Origin of the sequence: Neorhizobium sp. R1-B (assembly GCF_004368875.1) — a bacterium.
Taxonomy (GTDB): domain Bacteria; phylum Pseudomonadota; class Alphaproteobacteria; order Rhizobiales; family Rhizobiaceae; genus Neorhizobium; species Neorhizobium huautlense.
The window spans coordinates 1-16105 of the sequence record NZ_SOEM01000002.1; the positions used below are offsets into that span (position 1 = coordinate 1).

Here is a 16105-nt window from a genome sequence, read left to right on the forward strand (position 1 = left end):
AAATCCGCCGAACCAGAATAAGCAAACCCAGGCGCCAGGCCGGGAGAACTACGGGCCTGACGACCTCAACTGCTCCAACCGCCCGGTGCGGACCCGCATGCCGGGTGGTGTGGGAGGGGCGGAGCCAATAGGCTCCCCCCTATCCCGATTTCATGCCATTCTTTTTTTGATCCCGCACGCCCTGTGATCTTGGGCCTGTAGTCTGTGCGGCGATCGTTCTTGGCTTGCATCCAAAGCTCAGTTCGGGCGGTTCACGCCGTCGTAGTAGTCACCGCTGTCGAGATCGCTGGCGCGATTGTCGCGGCTGCCGCCGTTGCTGAACAGCAGCTGGCCTTCATTGCGGTTGGCCCGGATGCTGCCGGTCCGGGTGGCGTCGACCGAAGCCGAAGCAGCCGGAACGTTCTTCTGCGTGCCCTGGTAGTAATCGCCGTCGGCAAGAGCCGCACCTGCGAAGGAAATCGAAGCGACGAGGGCTGCGGCGAGAGCGGAAGTGATCTTGGTCATTGTATTGGTCCTTTCAGAGTGCCCGTGACGTAGAGTTTGCGACCAGGCCGCGGGCGTGGTTTCGGTATCTTGAATGCGTTGCGGTTAGTTCGGGCGGTTTGCGCCCGTGTAGTAGTCGCCGCTGTCGATGGCCTGCGCGGCGTCGGTCTGGGCGCTCTGGGCGCGGGAGATCGAGCCGGTATAGCCGTAGTGGGCGGAATTCTGCGCGCCGTGAGCGGCCGGATGCTGTTCGCCGGCGGACGGCGGCAAGACGCCTTCATAATAATTGCCCTCAGCGAGAGCGGCGCTTGCAAAAGAAGCCGAAGCGATGAGGGCTGCGGCGAAAGCGGAAGTGATCCTGGTCATTGTATTGGTCCTTTCAGAGTACCCGTGGCGAAAAGTTTGCGACCCGGCCGCGGGTTTGGTTTCGGTATCTTGAATGAGTTGATTTAGTTCGGGCGGTTCGCGCCGGCGTAGTAGTCGCCGCTGTCGACGACCTGTGCGGCGTCGGCCTGGGCGCCCTGGGCGCGGGAGATCGAGCCGGTGTAGCCGTAGCTGCCGGACTGGCTGTGCTGGACGGCTGCGGGATTCTGGACGCCTTCGTAATAATCGCCTTCAGCGAGAGCGACGCTTGCGAAGGAAGCCGAAGCGATAAGGGCTGCGGCGAGAGCGGAAGTGATCTTGGTCATTGTCTTGGTCCTTTCAGAGTGCCCGTGACGTAAAGTTTGCGACCTGGCCGCGGGCTTGGTTTCGGTATCTTGAATAGTTGTTTAGTTCGGGCGGTTCGCGCCGTCGTAGTAATCGCCGGCTTCGAAGGCAGGCTGAATTTCCTTGCCGGTCTGCTGGCCGTCCCGGGCAACGCTGCCGGTCTGGATATGATCGACGGAAGCGGCCTTGGTTGCGCCTTCGTAGTAATCGCCTTCAGCGAGAGCGGCGCTTGCGAAGGAAGCCGAAGCGATGAGGGCTGCGGCGAAAGCGGAAGTGATCTTGGTCATTGTGGTGGTCCCTTCAGAGTTGCCCTTGGCGAAAGTTTGCGACCTGGCCGCGGGCTTGATTTCGGTATCTTGAATGAGCTGCGCTTAGTTCGGGCGGTTTGCGCCGTCGTAGTAATCGCCGGCTTCGAAGGCAGGCTGAATTTCCTTGCCGGTCTGCTGGCCGTCCCGGGCAACGCTGCCGGTCTGGATATGATCGACGGAAGCGGCTTTGGTTGCGCCTTCATAATAATCGCCCTCAGCGAGAGCGACGCTTGTGAAGGAAGCCGAAGCGATAAGGGCTGCGGCGAAAGTGGAAGTGATGGTCTTCATTGTCTTGTCCTTTAGATCTATTCTCAGTCCGGCCTTGGCTGGGACCGAGCGAATTTCTGTTTGCGATGTTCATATCGGACCGATCGGTTCGATCCGGAAGACCCTTATTTGGGATACTACTGTCAATGAAATGTTGACGATGGAATTTCGCACCTGCGAAATGCTCGCATAGAGGGTATCCAGACAGAGAATTTGCTCTGCCCTGGATGATTAATCGTTTTAATTACAGAATGTTAATGATTTTAAATAGCAAAATCAGATGCATAAATGAAATTTAACGAACCACATCTCATGGCTGTAGAAAGTTTTTAGTTTTGACTTTTCAGCGGCTCAATCCCGCATTTTGTGCCTAATTAAGCGTTTCACAAAACTGTGACCTCGGCTTGTTGCCGCTCCCGGCCCGAAAATGCGACGCCGTTTTCGTGATCACCCTGCCTTTTGATGATGCGTCGCAGCAAAAAATATCGCCAACTCTTGTACCCTAAAACGAATGGCCGCCACGATTGTCGCGGCGGCCATTCGAAATACACCACACCGCCTCTTGTTCAGAGACGCGTCCAGGTCTGCGACTTGCAGAGGATCTTGAGGACGCAGCCCTTCATCTTGAGTGAATTGCCAGAGACCGATCCGGAGCCGCTATAGGTCTTGTCTTCGGCAGGGTCGGTGATCTGACCGCTGTACTCGCCATCCTGACCGGCAAGCCGGCCGATTTGCTTGCCGGCGTGCTTCCCGGTTTTCAAGGTTACGCAGAAGGCGCTCCCGCATTTGCCGATCACCGCCGTCTCGCCGCTTGCCGTCTTCCAGTTGCCTTCGATCGGTTCGGCGGCGAGAGCCGCTGTGGCAGCAAGTGCAAACGCAGTGGCGAGCACCAGTTTTCCCAATGTCATGAATTCTCCTCCTCCTCGGCCGGTCGGGCTTCTCGATCCCGCGGCAACGCTCCTCGACGCCGCGCTCCTCTGCGCAAGCTGCAAAAACTTAGCTTACGCTCACGTAAAGGTAAATAGCCTCGTTCGCGGGCCATTTTTGAGGACTTGCGGCATGAATTTTAGATGCCGGCCCACACGTGAATGGCATTCGTGGTTAGCGCGGGGTTTAAATCAATTTCTCAACATTTCGTAAAAATCCTCGCGGAATCCTTAAAATGCAAGCCATCTGATGCTTAACAAAAAGCCAAGTTTACCAACTATTTGAACTTTGTTTTCCGCAAGTTAAGCATGCTTTTTAGGCGTCTCTTGGAAGGTTTGCGGGATAGTGGGTCCAACAAAACGAGCGGGGCAAACCGCCGGCCGAAAGGATCGAAAAGAGCCGCTTGAAGACGGTGATCCCGATGGAAACAGGGCAGAAGAAGATGACAGGCTTTAACAGGGATCAAACCGATGGCACGCTTTGAAATGCACAATTCCGGAATGGCCACCATGGGTGGCGAAACCCGCGCCGATACTTTTTGCGATATGGGCCTCATGTATGCGACCGGCCGTGGTTGCGAGGTCGATCTTGTCTCCGCTCATAAATGGCTCAACATCGCTGCGATCAAGGGGTCGGAGCGCGCCGCCGAGCTGCGTGCCGATCTTGCTCGGACGATGAGCAAAATGCAGCTTGCCGAAGCCCTTCGCGCTGCCCGCGAATGGATGACGATGCACTGAACGCCGGTTGACCGGCCGGGTGAATACCGGACGAAGATGAAATGAGGACCGGATGGGCCACGCAAGATGGCCGGCGGAAGAACAATGAGGGATGGGGGATTCGGCCCTGAACAGGGAGCCGAAGCTCGAAAATCGAGACCGCGACCGGCAGAAACAAGGCCGGCGCGGCCTTGTTCCATTTTTCCAGGCGCGTATCGAGCGTCGTTGGGCAGGGCCTCAGAGGTTCTGCAGCACCTTCGGCAGCGCCTCTTCAAGAAGCAGCATGTCCGATTCCGGGCCGGTGCTGATGCGGATGCAGCGATTGAGCGGCGCGACGCCCGGCATGCGGATGAAGACCCCATGTTCCATCAGCCCGTCGACAATAGCGCGCGCATGGGCACCGTCGCGCCCGCAGTCGATCGCCACGAAATTCGTCGCGGATGCCAGGGGCATCAGTCCGTTCGCCTCGGCGATGCGGGCTATGCGCTCTCGGGATGCCTTTATCCTACCGATCACGTCGAGCAGGTAATTCTGGTCCTTGAGCGCCGCGATCGCGCCGCTGACGGCGACGCGGTTCATCCCGAAATGGTTACGGATCTTGTCGAAAGCCTGCGCGGTGCCGGGCGTGGAGATCGCGTAGCCCACCCGGGCGCCGGCCATGCCGTAGGCTTTCGAGAAGGTTCGCGTGCGAATGATATTGGGCTGGTCGATCAGATCGGTGATCGCTGGCATTGCGTCGGCCGGCCCGGTTTCGCAATAGGCCTCGTCGAGAATCATCAGGCAGGTTTCAGGCAGCGCCTTTGCAAACTCCACGATATTGCCCGCGTCCCACCAGCTCCCCATCGGATTGTCGGGATTGGCGAAATAGACGAGCGGCGCATTTTCGCGGCGGACCGCCTCCAGCAACCCGTCGAGATTTTCGCGGTCGTTGACGTAGGGAACTGTCATCAGCCGGCCGCCATGGCCGGCCACGTGGAAGTTGAAGGTGGGATAGGCCCCGAATGAGGTGACCACGGGCATGCCGGGTTCGATTACCATGCGGACGATAAGTCCGAGAAGGCCGTCTATTCCTTCGCCGATCGCCAGATTTTCCGCCTTGCAGCCGAGATGGGCCGCCAGCGCCTGTTTCAGTGCGAAATTTTCCGGGTCTGCGTATTTCCATGTTTCGCCGGCCGTGGCGCATATCGCCTCGATAACCGAAGGCGCCGGGCCAAAGCCGTTTTCATTGGCGCCGATGCGGGCTTTCACGACAAGGCCGCGATTGCGCTCGATGGCTTCCGGCCCGACGAAGGGAACGGTGGCGGGCAGTGCGCTGATCAGCGGCGTAAAACGTGAGAATGCGGGCATGAACTAAGTTCCGGTTTTCTAAAGCCGGCACACAATAGGAGCGAATCGGTAAGGCGCAAGCCTGCTGTGACCTAATTGTCACCTCTCGCCGCCAAAAGTTTTCTCCTCCCGTTTGAAAAGCGTGCCGAGCCTCTCGATCACCTGGCGAACTTCTGGCCGGTGCCGGTCGTCGTCATGGGCTACGATCCATATCGTATGGGTGAGTTCGGCAATGATATCGCCCTCCCGTTCCAACCCGGCAACCGAATCGGCGACGAAACATGGGAGAACGCCCTGGCCATTGCCGCTTGCAATGAGGCGTAGCAGCAGCTCCGGCGAGCTGGTCCAGGTGCGGATCTCGGCCTCATGGTGCTGGAAGACCCATTTGTCGGCCGGCGCATGCGAGCTTTCGGTGCCGAGCGATACCCAAGGAAGGTCGGGTTCTCCGGCAAGCGTGCGTGCTCGATAGACCGCATGGCTGACGGCGACGGAGCGGCGGATCGCGATATTGCCGGATTCGGGGCGATACCCGACGATTCCCACATCCGCCTCGCGATAGGTGAAGTCCATGCGCTTGTGGAGCGACTTGCAGCAGAGCCGGAAACGGTCCTCCCTGGATCTGATCTCCGGTGAATGGTCCGCCACAAAGCCGGCAAGCCAGGCATCCGCGCCGATCGAAACGATCGGCATGGCGAAAGCCTGACCCTTCCAATCGGCGATGCTGTCTGCGGTTTTTTGCATCGTGCGAACGTGTTCGAGCAAGGTCTCTCCATCCGGCGCCAGCCGGTAGCCCTGCTGGCTGCGCACGAAGAGCGTCCGGCCGGTGGTACGCTCGAGCGCCAGCATCCGCCGCCCGATCGTCGGCGCGCTGATCCCGGTTCGGGTCGCGGCACCGCTGAGCCCGCCTTCGTTCGCCACATGGAGAAAGAGCTTCAGATCGTCCCAGTCCGCTTCCGTCATGCAAGGCACCCTATGGCGTCACCAGCGATCCTCCCATCGTTCACGGATGAAAGATGGTTTTCGTCGACGCGTCTACAACGAGGGACGGCAAAGCATTAGCTCCGCGTCATCACATTATAGATGGAGATGTCCCTATGCTTCTCAACTGGGTAACGCTTTGGAATAGAGTGAAGCACGAAAATGACAGGCGCCGGCCGCATTCACTGGCCGATCCGCTAGAAGGCGCCGAATGGCAAGGGCTCCTCTGGGCCATACCCGCTCTTTCGCGGCTGACGTCCGGCGCCGGACGGAAACGGGACGATGGCGTCCGCAATGGCGCAAGGGTCAGTGGCTTATCTCGAAGCTCAGCCGCACGACATGGTGGAGGAATTCGGCATCGATCAGCATATTGAAGCCGACGGTTACCTTTTCTTCCTCCCGGCGGATCACGGTGCAGCCGATATCGTCGTGAATGCCGATGATTTCCAGGAAGAAATTGTTCGGTACCTGCAGATGCGGGCTGATTTCCAACTCGGCTCCGTAAAGTGAGATGGTGCGGATCAGGCAACGGATGCTCTTCTTGGTGCTCAGGTGACGGCCGACGAGGATGATCTTGCCGGGCCGGTCGATCGTGAACTTTTCGAAAGCCTGTTCGCGAGAGCCTTTTAGTTTTTTGTCCTGGTCCATCACAAAGGGCATGAAACCCTCCTTCTTCACTCCTGGCATCACAATATTCCTCCTTCGCTGACACATTCTGAAACAGAAAGATTAAATTCGAGCGATTCATCTGAAATAGCGCCGGAATCGGACGCAGACGCCTCTGGACGACGCCTTTTCCCGGTGGAGTGAGCACTCGATAAGCGAAAGCGGGTAATTGCCGATGTCGCGTTGTTGACGGTTCGGTGTCGCGGCGATACCCCTTGCGCTCGGATCGATGCTGCTATTGCAGCACGAAGCATGAGCGGCGTGGGGAGCAAAGCGTGACGGGCAGGTTGGTAATTGTCGGCGCAGGGCAGGCGGGTTTCGCGCTTGCGGCGAAGCTTCGCGCCCTGAAGGATGAACGGCCGATCACGATTGTGGGCCTGGAGAACGTGATTCCCTACCAGCGCCCGCCGCTCTCGAAGAAATACCTCCTGGGCGAAATGGATTTCGAAAGGCTCACCTTCCGGCCCCACACCTGGTATCCGGAAAACAATGTCGAGCTTCTGTTGTCCACCTATGTCGAGGAGATCGACCGCAAGGCAAAGCGCATACGCATGCAGGACGGTGCGTTGCTCGATTACGATACGCTCGCCCTTGCGACCGGCTCGACGCCGCGCACGCTGCCCGCCAGCGTCGGCGGCGATCTCGATGGGGTCTACACGGTGCGCGACAAACGCGATGCCGATCTCCTGGCGGGCGAGATGCGGCCCGGTCGCCGGCTCCTTATTATAGGCGGCGGCTATATCGGCCTCGAGGCAGCGGCGGTCGCCCGTCATCTCGGCCTCGAAGTAACCCTGATCGAAATGGCCGACCGAATCCTCCAGCGCGTCGCAGCAAAGGAAACGGCGGACGTGATGCGTGCCATCCATCAGGCCCACGGGGCTGTTATCCGGGAAAACACCGGGCTCCATCGTCTCGTCGGCGAGAACGGCAAGGTGCGCGCGGCCGAGCTCTCCGACGGCAGTACGATCGAGGTGGATTTCGTCATCGTCGGCATTGGCGTCACGCCGAACGACCAGCTGGCGCAGGATTGCGGCCTCGACGTCGGCAACGGCATTATCGTCGACGAGTTCGCCCGCACCTCCGATCCGTCAGTCTTTGCGATGGGCGACTGCGCCATGCTGCCCTGGAAGGGCAAGCGGATCCGTCTCGAATCGGTACAGAACGCGGTCGATCAGGCGGAGGCCGCGGCGGCCGTCATGGCCGGCGGCAGCACGCCCTATGATGCAAAGCCGTGGTTCTGGTCCGACCAGTATGACGTGAAGCTGCAGATCGCGGGCTTCAACATGGGATATGACGAGACGCTGGTGCGGCCGGGTTCGCGCGAGGGAAGCCTCTCCGTCTGGTATTTCCGCGAGGGACGCTTCATCGCCGTCGACGCGATCAATGACGCCAAGGCCTATGTAACCGGCAAGAAGCTGCTGGAAGCCGGGATCGAGCCCGCAAAAGCGGTTCTGGTCGACCCTGCCGCCGATCTCAAGCAGATGCTCGCCTGAAGGACCTGCCCATGCCCGCTCCGACGAATCGATTCAAGGCGGCTCTGAAGGCTGGGAGCCAGCAAATCGGGTTGTGGCTCAATACCGGCGAGCCGCTGATGGCGGAAATCGCCGGCAAGGCCGGCTTCGACTGGCTGGTGATCGACGGCGAGCATGGGCCGAACGACCTGCGCAGTGTCATGGCGCAGCTGCAGGCCCTTTCCTCGTCCCGGTCGGAGGTGGTCGTGCGTCCGCCGGTCGGCGAAACCTGGATGATCAAGCAGCTCTTGGACATCGGTGCGCGCACGCTCCTGGTTCCGATGGTCGAATCGGCGGAGCAGGCGAGGCAGCTGGTGCGTGCGGTTCGATATCCGCCACACGGCATTCGCGGTGTGGGCGCCGCCGTGGGCCGCGCCTCCGGGTTCAATACGATTCCCGACTATGCAGAGACGGCGGCCGACGAAATCTGCCTCATCGTGCAGGCCGAAACCATGGCGGCGATCAGCGATCTCGAAAACATTCTGGCGGTCGACGGTGTCGACGGCGTTTTCATAGGCCCTGCCGATCTCTCCGCCGACATGGGATATCTGGGTCGCATGGAGGCGCCGCAGGTGCAGGACGTCATCGAGAGCGCGATTCGGGCGATCGTGAAGGCCGGCAAGGCAGCCGGCATTCTCACCTTCAGCGAATCACTCAATCGCCGCTATCTCGATCTCGGCGCCACATTCGTGGCGGTTGGCGCCGATGTGACGGAGTTTTCAGCGGCGCTCGGAGCGCTCGCCGGTCGTTATGGGCGCGGTGCCGGCGCGGCAAAACAGCGTTCCGGCTACTGAGGAGCCCGGGGTAGCGGATGACCGCGCGATTCTCCCGCCATCCCCTTTAAGGCAGCCCGCTCGTCGATATCGCCGCCGCAGCGGCAATGTGGCTGCTCCATGTAAAACTTTGGCCCAGTATCACAAAAGCCTTGCATTCACGGGGGCTTCGACATAGTTAGACCGGCGACGGAGAGGTGGCCGAGTGGTCGAAGGCGCTCCCCTGCTAAGGGAGTATACGTCAAAAGCGTATCGTGGGTTCGAATCCCATCTTCTCCGCCATTCCAGGCCCGGCGCTCCGGAATCATCCCTCCATTCCCCGTATTCGATGACCGCTGCGACTCGTTATCGAGGCTTGTCCGCGGTGTGGTGCGCGGTTCTTGTTCTCCAGGTTTTGAGGTGCGCTAAGTGCCTGCCGGATAAGCTCTTTCTTAACGAAGCGTAAAATTTGAGGCAGCCCGGCGGCGGCTTTGTGTCCTTTCAGCAACAGACTTTACGGAAGCAGGTCCCGGAACCCCGTCCGGCAGCAGTTCCAGATTGCATGGTCATCTTCCTCTTGTATTTTCACATTCGGAAGCGAGGCGGTGGATCGTCCTTCTTCTGGTAATCGACGGGGATGGGGCAGGGAACGCTGTCCTTCAGCAATAAGAACCCAGACCCACACGAAACTTTTGACTGGAGGTCAAACATGAACATCAAGAGCCTTCTTCTCGGCTCCGCTGCTGCCCTCGCAGCAGTCTCCGGCGCTCAGGCTGCCGACGCCATCGTAGCTGCAGAACCGGAGCCCATGGAATACGTCCGCGTTTGCGACGCATTCGGCACCGGCTACTTCTACATCCCGGGCACCGAAACCTGCCTCAAGATTGGCGGTTATGTCCGTTTTGAAATGCAGCTCGGCCAGACTGCTTCTGGCGCCGGCGTTTATCCGGTTGACTTCGCTCTGGGCGATGACGACTACTGGGATGCAACCGGCCGCGCTCAGCTCGACATCACTGCAAAGTCCGACACCGAGCTCGGCACGCTGACGTCTGTTGCTTCGCTCCGTTGGGACTACGGCAACAACAACGTTTGGACGAACAACGACAACGCTGTTTACATCAACGAAGCCTACATCCAGCTCGGCGGCTTCAAGGTTGGTCGTTTCTACAACCCTTGGGATAAGGGTCTGAACGGCGAGCAGGACGCTATCGCTTCCGGCAACACCACCCGCATGAACTCGATCGGTTACTTCTACACCGGCGACACCTTCTCTGCTGGTGTTCAGGTTGACGAACTGTCTCGCGCTGCGGGCCAGGAAGTCGGTGTTGAAGCCATCGTTTCCGCCAAGTTCGGCGCTGTAGCCTTCGACCTCCTCGGTGCATATGACTTCGGTGCTGAAGAAGGTGCAATCCGCGCCCTCGCTTCGGCTGCGGTTGGTCCGGGTACGCTCCAGGCTGCTGTTGTATGGTCGTCTGGTCTCGGTGTACCCCGGGCCGCTTCCTCGACGCTTTACAATGCATACTACGACGAAGGCGAATGGGCTCTGGCCGCATCTTACGCCTTCAAGGTCAATGACAAGCTGACCCTTACTCCTGGTGCAACCTACGTCTGGAATACCGAAACCGACGCAGATGGCGACTGGACGGGCGACGACGCATGGCGCGCTGGTCTGACGGTTGACTACAAGATCGTCGAAGGCTTCTCGGCCAAGACCTCTGTAGACTACAACGAAAACGCAGTCACCGAATACTGGCGCGGTTTCGTACGTCTCGACCGTACGTTCTAATAACGAAAGGACTCCCCCGATCTCTTCGGGGGAGTCTTTTTTTATAATAGTGGCGGCCTTCAGGCCTCCATCTGGGGAGCTAAGCCGGGGAAAGAGGCCGTTTTTCGGCCTTAAGTTGTTTGGTCGCCTGCGGCCAGACTGGATTACATTTGGAAGTTTGACTGGAGGTCAAAGAATGAACATTAAGAGCCTTCTACTCGGTTCGGCAGCGGCTTTGGCGGCTGTATCCGGCGCCCAGGCCGCAGACGCGATTGTTGCAGCAGAACCAGAACCCATGGAATATGTGCGCGTTTGCGATGCTTTCGGCACCGGTTATTTCTACATCCCCGGCACGGAAACCTGCCTCAAGATCGGCGGTTACGTCCGTTTTGAAGTCGGCTTCGGCGAAGACGTATACGACGGCGGCGCTGGTACCGATGACTGGGATTCCTACGCTCGCGCTCAGCTCGACTTCACCGCCAAGAGCGACACCGAACTCGGTACGCTGACTTCGGTCGCGTCTGTCCGCTTTGACTACGGTGATGACACGGTTTGGACGAGCAACGCCAACGATGTCTACATCAACGAAGCCTACATCCAGCTTGGTGGCTTCAAGGTCGGCCGTTACTTCAACTGGTGGGATGCAAACGACCTGCCGGGCGAACTCGATAACCTCGGTTCGAACCGTCTGAACTCGATCGCTTACATCTACACCGGCGAAGCCTTTACCGCCGGCGTTCAGGTCGACGAACTGTCTCTGGTTACCGGTCAGGAAGTCGGCGTAGAAGCTGTGGTTCAGGCTGCTCTCGGCCCGGCCAAGCTCGAAGTTCTCGGTTCTTGGGATTTCGGTGCTGAAGAAGGCGCCGTCCGTGCGATCGGTTCCGTAGCCGTCGGACCGGGCACCTTCTATCTCTCCGGTGTTTATTCCACCGGTGACAACGCCTACTACGGTTCGGAAAACGGCGGCGGCGAAGCAACTGTCGCTGTCGCATACGCCTTCAAGGCCACCGACAAGCTGGAAATCATTCCTGAAGCCCAGTACATCTGGAACACGCAGGTTGCCGGCGATGGCGAATTCTTTGGTGACGACGCTTGGGGTGCCGGCGTAACCGTCAACTACGAGATCGTTGAAAACTTCAACGCCAAGGTTGCTGTCAACTATCAGGAAGTTGGCGACGACGACAGCGTTCAGGGTATCGTTCGCCTGCAGCGCGACTTCTAATCCGACCTTTCGGATGACATTCGGAAGCCCGGCCATTGCGCCGGGCTTTCTGTTTTTGGGCTGTAACGATTGCGAGAAGGGCTGGATCCATTCGCTTCACCTGAAAGCGCCTTCTCAAGCAGCGTAGCGGATTACCTTCCGCATCGGCATACAGCACGCGCGTCGTTTTGGGCGGTAGGCGACGAACCGGCTCCAAACGGAAGCGCAGGCACTATTGCGCCGCGGGACCAAGCGGGGTTTTGAGCGGCGTTAGCCGTCTGCAGCAGGTTTTTCGAGTGGTTTGAAGGCTTACCCTTGTCTGCCAAGCCTCAGGTCCGCCTCGATATCGGCCTTCTGGCCGAGCCGCGTTTTGTAGACCTGGTAGTTCTCCATCACCCGCTGCACGTAGTTACGCGTTTCGGGGAAGGGGATGCGCTCGATCCAGTCCACCACCTCATCGATCGATTTGCCGCGCGGATCGCCATAGCGGGCGATCCATTCCGGCACCCGCTTCGGGCCGGCATTATAGGCGATGAAGGTCAGGATATAGGAGCCGCCGAAGGCGTCGATCTGTTCGCCGAGATAGTGGGCTCCGAGCGTTGCGTTGTAGCCGGGATCGGTGGTGAGCTTCTGGGCGGCATAGGTCAGCCCGTGGCGCTTAGCGACACCCTGGGCCGTGCCCGGAAGGATCTGTAGCAGGCCGCGGGCATTGGCGGGCGAAATGGCAGCCGGGTTGAAAGCGCTTTCCTGACGCGCGATGGAATAGGCGAGTGCCTTGCCCGAACCCTCGATATTGGCCCCCTGAGGGATGACGCCGATCGGATAGGCGAGTGCCGCCACGTCGATGCCGCGGCCGAAAGCGGTCTTGCCGATCTGCAGGGAGAGGGCGTGGTTGTCCTTTGCTTCCGCCCGGGCCGAAAGCATGGCAAGTTCGCCAGGGCTCGTCAGCTCCTCGGCAAGCGCCCGATAAAGCGCCACGGCGCGTTTCTCGTGGCCGGCGGCTTCGAGCCGCGCGATAGCTTTCACCGCCTCGCGGTTCTCGAAACTCTCGCGATTGGCTGCAGTCGGCTGAGGATAGGCAACATTGAGTGTCTTGACGTCGAGCCGGGCCGCTGCAAGCTGTCCGTAGAATGTCCCCGAATAATGGGCAGCCTTTGTGAGGAATTCCTGGGCGCTGCCGGCGCCGCCCTGTTCCGCAGCGCGTCCCAGCCAGTACCAGGCACGCGAGGCGGAGAGCGGCCGGTTCGAGGCGTTGAGGATCTTGCGGAAATGGGTCTCGGCGGCTTTGGGGTCGCCAAGCGCTCTCAGGGCATACCAGCCGGCGTGAAACTCCGCGTCGACAACATCGGTGGGGGAGGTGGCGACATAGTCAGCGGCGATCTTGTAGGCGAGCTTGAAATCGCCCTGGTCGGCAAGTCCGCGGGCAACGATGCGCCGCTCGTTCCACCATTCCGTGGTATCGACGAGTTTCGCCGCATCGCGCGGTGCTTTGTCAAGAAGCTCGGCCGCCTCGTGGTATTTGTCCTGGCGCCGCAGATATTCGACGCGGGCGAAGAGATATCCGGCATCGTCCTTCCAGGATCCGTCGACAGCGGCAAGCAGCGTGCCGGCGTTCCTGGCGTTGCTGACGACGGCGGACCAGGCGGTGTAAAGCGATTGCGCCTTGGAAAGCTCGCTGAAGCGTTTCGCCTGCGCGGTCCGCCCTTTGTACATCAGATGATCCATCCGCGCCTTGTGGTCGGCGGATGAAAGCAGCGTCGGAAATTCGGCAATGATCTTGTCTTCGATCGGCTTGTCGAGCAGCTCCGTGACCCAGATCTGGCGAATGGCACGTGCCGCCTCGCTGGTCCTGCCGGTGGCCGCGAGCGCGCGGGCCAGGATGATCGCGCCTTCCGTGGTCTCCGGCCGGGTCGGGCCGAATGCGGCGAGCACGGCGCTTGCCGGCGGGTTTTCCCGGTAGAGGGCGCGTTCGGAGTGGGCGCGGAGGCCTTTGAGGCCCGGCCAGCTCTTGAGTTCCCGCTGTGCTGCGGCAATTTCTTGCGAGGGAACCCCAGGCGCGCCCGAGGTGGCGATTGCCCAGGTCAGGATATGCCGGTCGAGTGCGCCTTCGGAGAGGCCGTTCCGAACGGCGAGTGCCGTTGCGATATCGTTCTCCGCCAGCGCGTCCAGGCCCTGTTTGAGCACGGTGGCCGGCTGCAGGCGCCCGGTGCGCAGATCGCTGCGGGGAATGGCACCGGTAATGTCGGGCGTCGGCATGGCAGCCGGAACCGGAACGGCTGCCGGGTTCTCGGGCTTCACGAATGAAAGCGGCGCGACGTTTTCGGGAAGCGATGCGGCAAAGCTGGGCATGCCCGCGCCACCAAGCCCCAGAACGGCGCCCAGGGTGGCAACGGTCAGAACGGACTTGTTCATCCGGTAACTCGCGATAAAGATGTCGAACCCCTATTAGCCGCCGAGCAGATTAACGAAACCTTACCATATCCATGAAAATGCGCGATTTCTTATATGAGATTCCGCGTGAAATCCCGCCTGCTCGCGCTTGTCGCCGCTTTCCCGCCGCTTTATGGTGCGCGACCTTATAGTCACGGATTACGGCAGCAGAATGGAAGGCTGCCGATTGGGAGCTTTTGCATGTTCAAGGGATCAATGCCCGCCCTCGTCACCCCCTTCACCACAGAAGGTGCGGTGGATGAGGCAGCCTTTGCCGCCCATGTGGAATGGCAGATCGGTGAAGGCAGCAGCGGTCTGGTGCCGGTCGGCACCACCGGTGAATCGCCCACTTTGTCGCATGACGAACACAAGCGCGTCGTTGAGCTCTGCGTCGAGGTGGCGAAAAAGCGGGTTCCCGTTATCGCCGGCGCAGGCTCCAACAATACCCGGGAAGCGATAGAGCTTGCCGTGCACGCGGAAAAGGCTGGCGCCGACGCGATCCTCGTCGTGACGCCTTACTACAACAAGCCGACCCAGAAGGGGCTGATCGCGCATTTCTCTGCGATTGCCGAAGCGACCAAGCTGCCGATCATCATCTACAACATCCCACCGCGCTCGGTGATCGATATGTCGCCGGAAACCATGGGCGCGCTCGCCAAGGCACACGGGAACATTGTCGGCGTCAAGGATGCGACCGGCAAGATCGAACGGGTCTCCGAGCAGCGCATTACCTGCGGCAGGGATTTCGTCCAGCTTTCCGGTGAGGACGCGACGGCGCTCGGCTTTAACGCCCATGGCGGCGTCGGCTGCATTTCGGTGACGGCCAACGTCGCGCCGCGCCTCTGTGCGGAATTCCAGGCCGCGACGCTTGCCGGCGATTATGCCAAGGCGCTCGAATACCAGGACCGGCTGATGCCGCTGCACAAGGCGATCTTCATGGAACCCGGCCTCTGCGGCGCGAAATACGGTCTGCATAAGACCCGCGGCATGAACCGCTCGGTCCGCTCGCCGCTCGTTTCGACATTGGAGCCGGCAACGGAGGCGGCGATCGACGCGGCCTTGCGCCATGCGGGCCTGCTGAACTGAGGCAAAGCGGTCTCCGCCGCTTCACATTTTGCCTTCCGCGCATTAAATAGAGGCCGAACCCCGCTCATCGCCCATGGGCGGGGATTTGTTTTCAGATAAAGGGCGGATCGGAAGTTCTCCCATGGCACCCAAAGGCAGCCAGCGAACGGTAAACAAGATTGTCGCGGAAAACCGCAAGGCCCGCTTCAACTATGAAATCATCGATACCTATGAGGCTGGTCTGGTTTTGACGGGGACCGAAGTCAAGTCCCTGCGCGACGGCAAGGCCAACATCGCGGAATCCTATGCTTCCGACGAGGGTGAGGAAATCTGGCTGATCAATTCGCACCTGCCGGAATATCTCCAGGCGAACCGCTTCAATCACGAGCCGCGTCGCCGCCGCAAGCTTCTGCTGTCCAAGCGCGAAATCAACCGTCTGCGCGCAGCGATCAATCGCGAAGGCATGACGCTTGTGCCGCTGAAGATCTATTTCAACGAGAAGGGCAGGGCCAAGCTCGAACTCGCGCTCGCCAAGGGCAAGAAGCTGCACGACAAGCGCGAGACGGAGAAGGAACGCGACTGGAACCGGCAGAAGTCGCGGCTTTTGAAGGCCAACTGATCCGTCCCAAGGCATGCCAATCCCGTGAACCTTGCCGTTTCCCATCCGTTGGGGGAGATATGCGAGGGGGATCATGCGTTTTCGAGATGTCATCGACCGGCGGAGAGTCATCGAACTGCGTTACAAGGATGTGACGCGCCGGGTGCGGCCGCATATTCTGGGCTATGTGGGTCACGACGAGCTGGCACTAAGCGGCTGGCAGATCTCCGGTACCGGTTCGGGCTGGCGGCTTTTTCACGTGAACGACATCGAAGAGCTTGCCGCGACGGAGCAGGTCTTTCGCAGCACCGCCCGTGGATATAACCGCGACGACCCTTTGTTCTCGCAGATCATCGACCGGATCTGAGACGGCGCGATAGGAACAAAATCTGGTCCGGCCCGTT

The 16105-nt window shown here is 60.0% G+C and carries 18 protein-coding genes and 1 tRNA gene; 9 read left to right on the forward strand and 10 right to left on the reverse strand.

Features of this window, described 5'->3' with window-relative positions; translation table 11 throughout:
- Positions 1-237 precede the first annotated feature (237 nt).
- From EDE05_RS02700 to EDE05_RS02725, 6 genes are all read right to left on the reverse strand, one after another.
- Positions 238-504, reverse strand: coding sequence for a DUF680 domain-containing protein (locus EDE05_RS02700; RefSeq protein ID WP_105371613.1), 267 nt, complete (start codon positions 502-504; stop codon positions 238-240).
- Positions 505-588: 84 nt separating this feature from the next.
- On the reverse strand, positions 589-849 hold the full coding sequence (locus EDE05_RS02705; RefSeq protein WP_105371612.1) for a hypothetical protein: 261 nt from the start codon (positions 847-849) through the stop codon (positions 589-591).
- 83 nt (positions 850-932) lie between these two features.
- Positions 933-1172 (reverse strand): hypothetical protein, encoded by a 240-nt coding sequence (locus tag EDE05_RS02710; protein ID WP_134099905.1) that lies wholly within the window; start codon positions 1170-1172, stop codon positions 933-935.
- Positions 1173-1253: 81 nt separating this feature from the next.
- Positions 1254-1478, reverse strand: coding sequence for a hypothetical protein (locus EDE05_RS02715; protein WP_105371610.1), 225 nt, complete (start codon positions 1476-1478; stop codon positions 1254-1256).
- Between the two features lie 84 nt (positions 1479-1562).
- Positions 1563-1787 carry a hypothetical protein gene (locus tag EDE05_RS02720; protein WP_132410089.1) on the reverse strand — a complete coding sequence of 75 codons (225 nt, stop codon included), beginning with the start codon at positions 1785-1787 and terminating at the stop codon, positions 1563-1565.
- A gap of 545 nt (positions 1788-2332) precedes the next feature.
- Positions 2333-2674, reverse strand: coding sequence for a DUF2147 domain-containing protein (locus EDE05_RS02725; RefSeq protein WP_105371608.1), 342 nt, complete (start codon positions 2672-2674; stop codon positions 2333-2335).
- Between the two features lie 489 nt (positions 2675-3163).
- Here EDE05_RS02725 and EDE05_RS02730 point away from each other — a divergent pair, with 489 nt between their 5' ends.
- On the forward strand, positions 3164-3430 hold the full coding sequence (locus EDE05_RS02730; RefSeq protein ID WP_112803583.1) for a sel1 repeat family protein: 267 nt from the start codon (positions 3164-3166) through the stop codon (positions 3428-3430).
- 216 nt (positions 3431-3646) lie between these two features.
- Here EDE05_RS02730 and EDE05_RS02735 read toward each other — a convergent pair whose 3' ends face one another.
- The 3 genes from EDE05_RS02735 to EDE05_RS02750 all read right to left on the reverse strand — a co-directional run bounded on the left by EDE05_RS02735 (position 3647) and on the right by EDE05_RS02750 (position 6373).
- Positions 3647-4756 (reverse strand): pyridoxal phosphate-dependent aminotransferase, encoded by a 1110-nt coding sequence (locus EDE05_RS02735; RefSeq protein ID WP_132410087.1) that lies wholly within the window; start codon positions 4754-4756, stop codon positions 3647-3649.
- A gap of 78 nt (positions 4757-4834) precedes the next feature.
- On the reverse strand, positions 4835-5695 hold the full coding sequence (locus EDE05_RS02740) for a LysR family transcriptional regulator (RefSeq protein ID WP_132410085.1): 861 nt from the start codon (positions 5693-5695) through the stop codon (positions 4835-4837).
- A 324-nt stretch (positions 5696-6019) separates the two neighbouring features.
- Entirely contained in the window at positions 6020-6373 is a 354-nt protein-coding gene (locus tag EDE05_RS02750) for a hypothetical protein (protein ID WP_105371839.1), read from the reverse strand.
- Positions 6374-6654: 281 nt separating this feature from the next.
- On the opposite strand from EDE05_RS02750, the gene EDE05_RS02755 reads away from it, so the two are divergent.
- The 5 genes from EDE05_RS02755 (at position 6655) to EDE05_RS02775 (ending at position 11629) form a co-directional block, all read left to right on the forward strand.
- Positions 6655-7872 (forward strand): FAD-dependent oxidoreductase, encoded by a 1218-nt coding sequence (locus EDE05_RS02755; RefSeq protein ID WP_132410081.1) that lies wholly within the window; start codon positions 6655-6657, stop codon positions 7870-7872.
- A gap of 11 nt (positions 7873-7883) precedes the next feature.
- Complete coding sequence (locus tag EDE05_RS02760) at positions 7884-8684, forward strand: HpcH/HpaI aldolase/citrate lyase family protein (protein WP_132410079.1); 801 nt, start codon at positions 7884-7886, stop codon at positions 8682-8684.
- A gap of 170 nt (positions 8685-8854) precedes the next feature.
- Positions 8855-8945: transfer RNA gene (locus EDE05_RS02765), tRNA-Ser, on the forward strand.
- A 406-nt stretch (positions 8946-9351) separates the two neighbouring features.
- On the forward strand, positions 9352-10428 hold the full coding sequence (locus tag EDE05_RS02770) for a porin (RefSeq protein ID WP_132410077.1): 1077 nt from the start codon (positions 9352-9354) through the stop codon (positions 10426-10428).
- 175 nt (positions 10429-10603) lie between these two features.
- Entirely contained in the window at positions 10604-11629 is a 1026-nt protein-coding gene (locus tag EDE05_RS02775) for a porin (protein ID WP_132410075.1), read from the forward strand.
- Positions 11630-11917: 288 nt separating this feature from the next.
- Here EDE05_RS02775 and EDE05_RS02780 read toward each other — a convergent pair whose 3' ends face one another.
- Entirely contained in the window at positions 11918-13957 is a 2040-nt protein-coding gene (locus EDE05_RS02780; RefSeq protein ID WP_245505107.1) for a lytic transglycosylase domain-containing protein, read from the reverse strand.
- A 282-nt stretch (positions 13958-14239) separates the two neighbouring features.
- On the opposite strand from EDE05_RS02780, the gene dapA reads away from it, so the two are divergent.
- From dapA to EDE05_RS02795, 3 genes are all read left to right on the forward strand, one after another.
- On the forward strand, positions 14240-15124 hold the full coding sequence (gene dapA, locus EDE05_RS02785) for a 4-hydroxy-tetrahydrodipicolinate synthase (protein ID WP_132410071.1): 885 nt from the start codon (positions 14240-14242) through the stop codon (positions 15122-15124).
- 121 nt (positions 15125-15245) lie between these two features.
- Positions 15246-15722: an SsrA-binding protein SmpB gene (gene smpB, locus EDE05_RS02790; protein WP_105373755.1), complete on the forward strand. Its 477-nt coding sequence runs from the start codon at positions 15246-15248 to the stop codon at positions 15720-15722.
- Between the two features lie 73 nt (positions 15723-15795).
- Positions 15796-16068 (forward strand): hypothetical protein, encoded by a 273-nt coding sequence (locus EDE05_RS02795; RefSeq protein ID WP_132410069.1) that lies wholly within the window; start codon positions 15796-15798, stop codon positions 16066-16068.
- Positions 16069-16105: the final 37 nt, after the last annotated feature.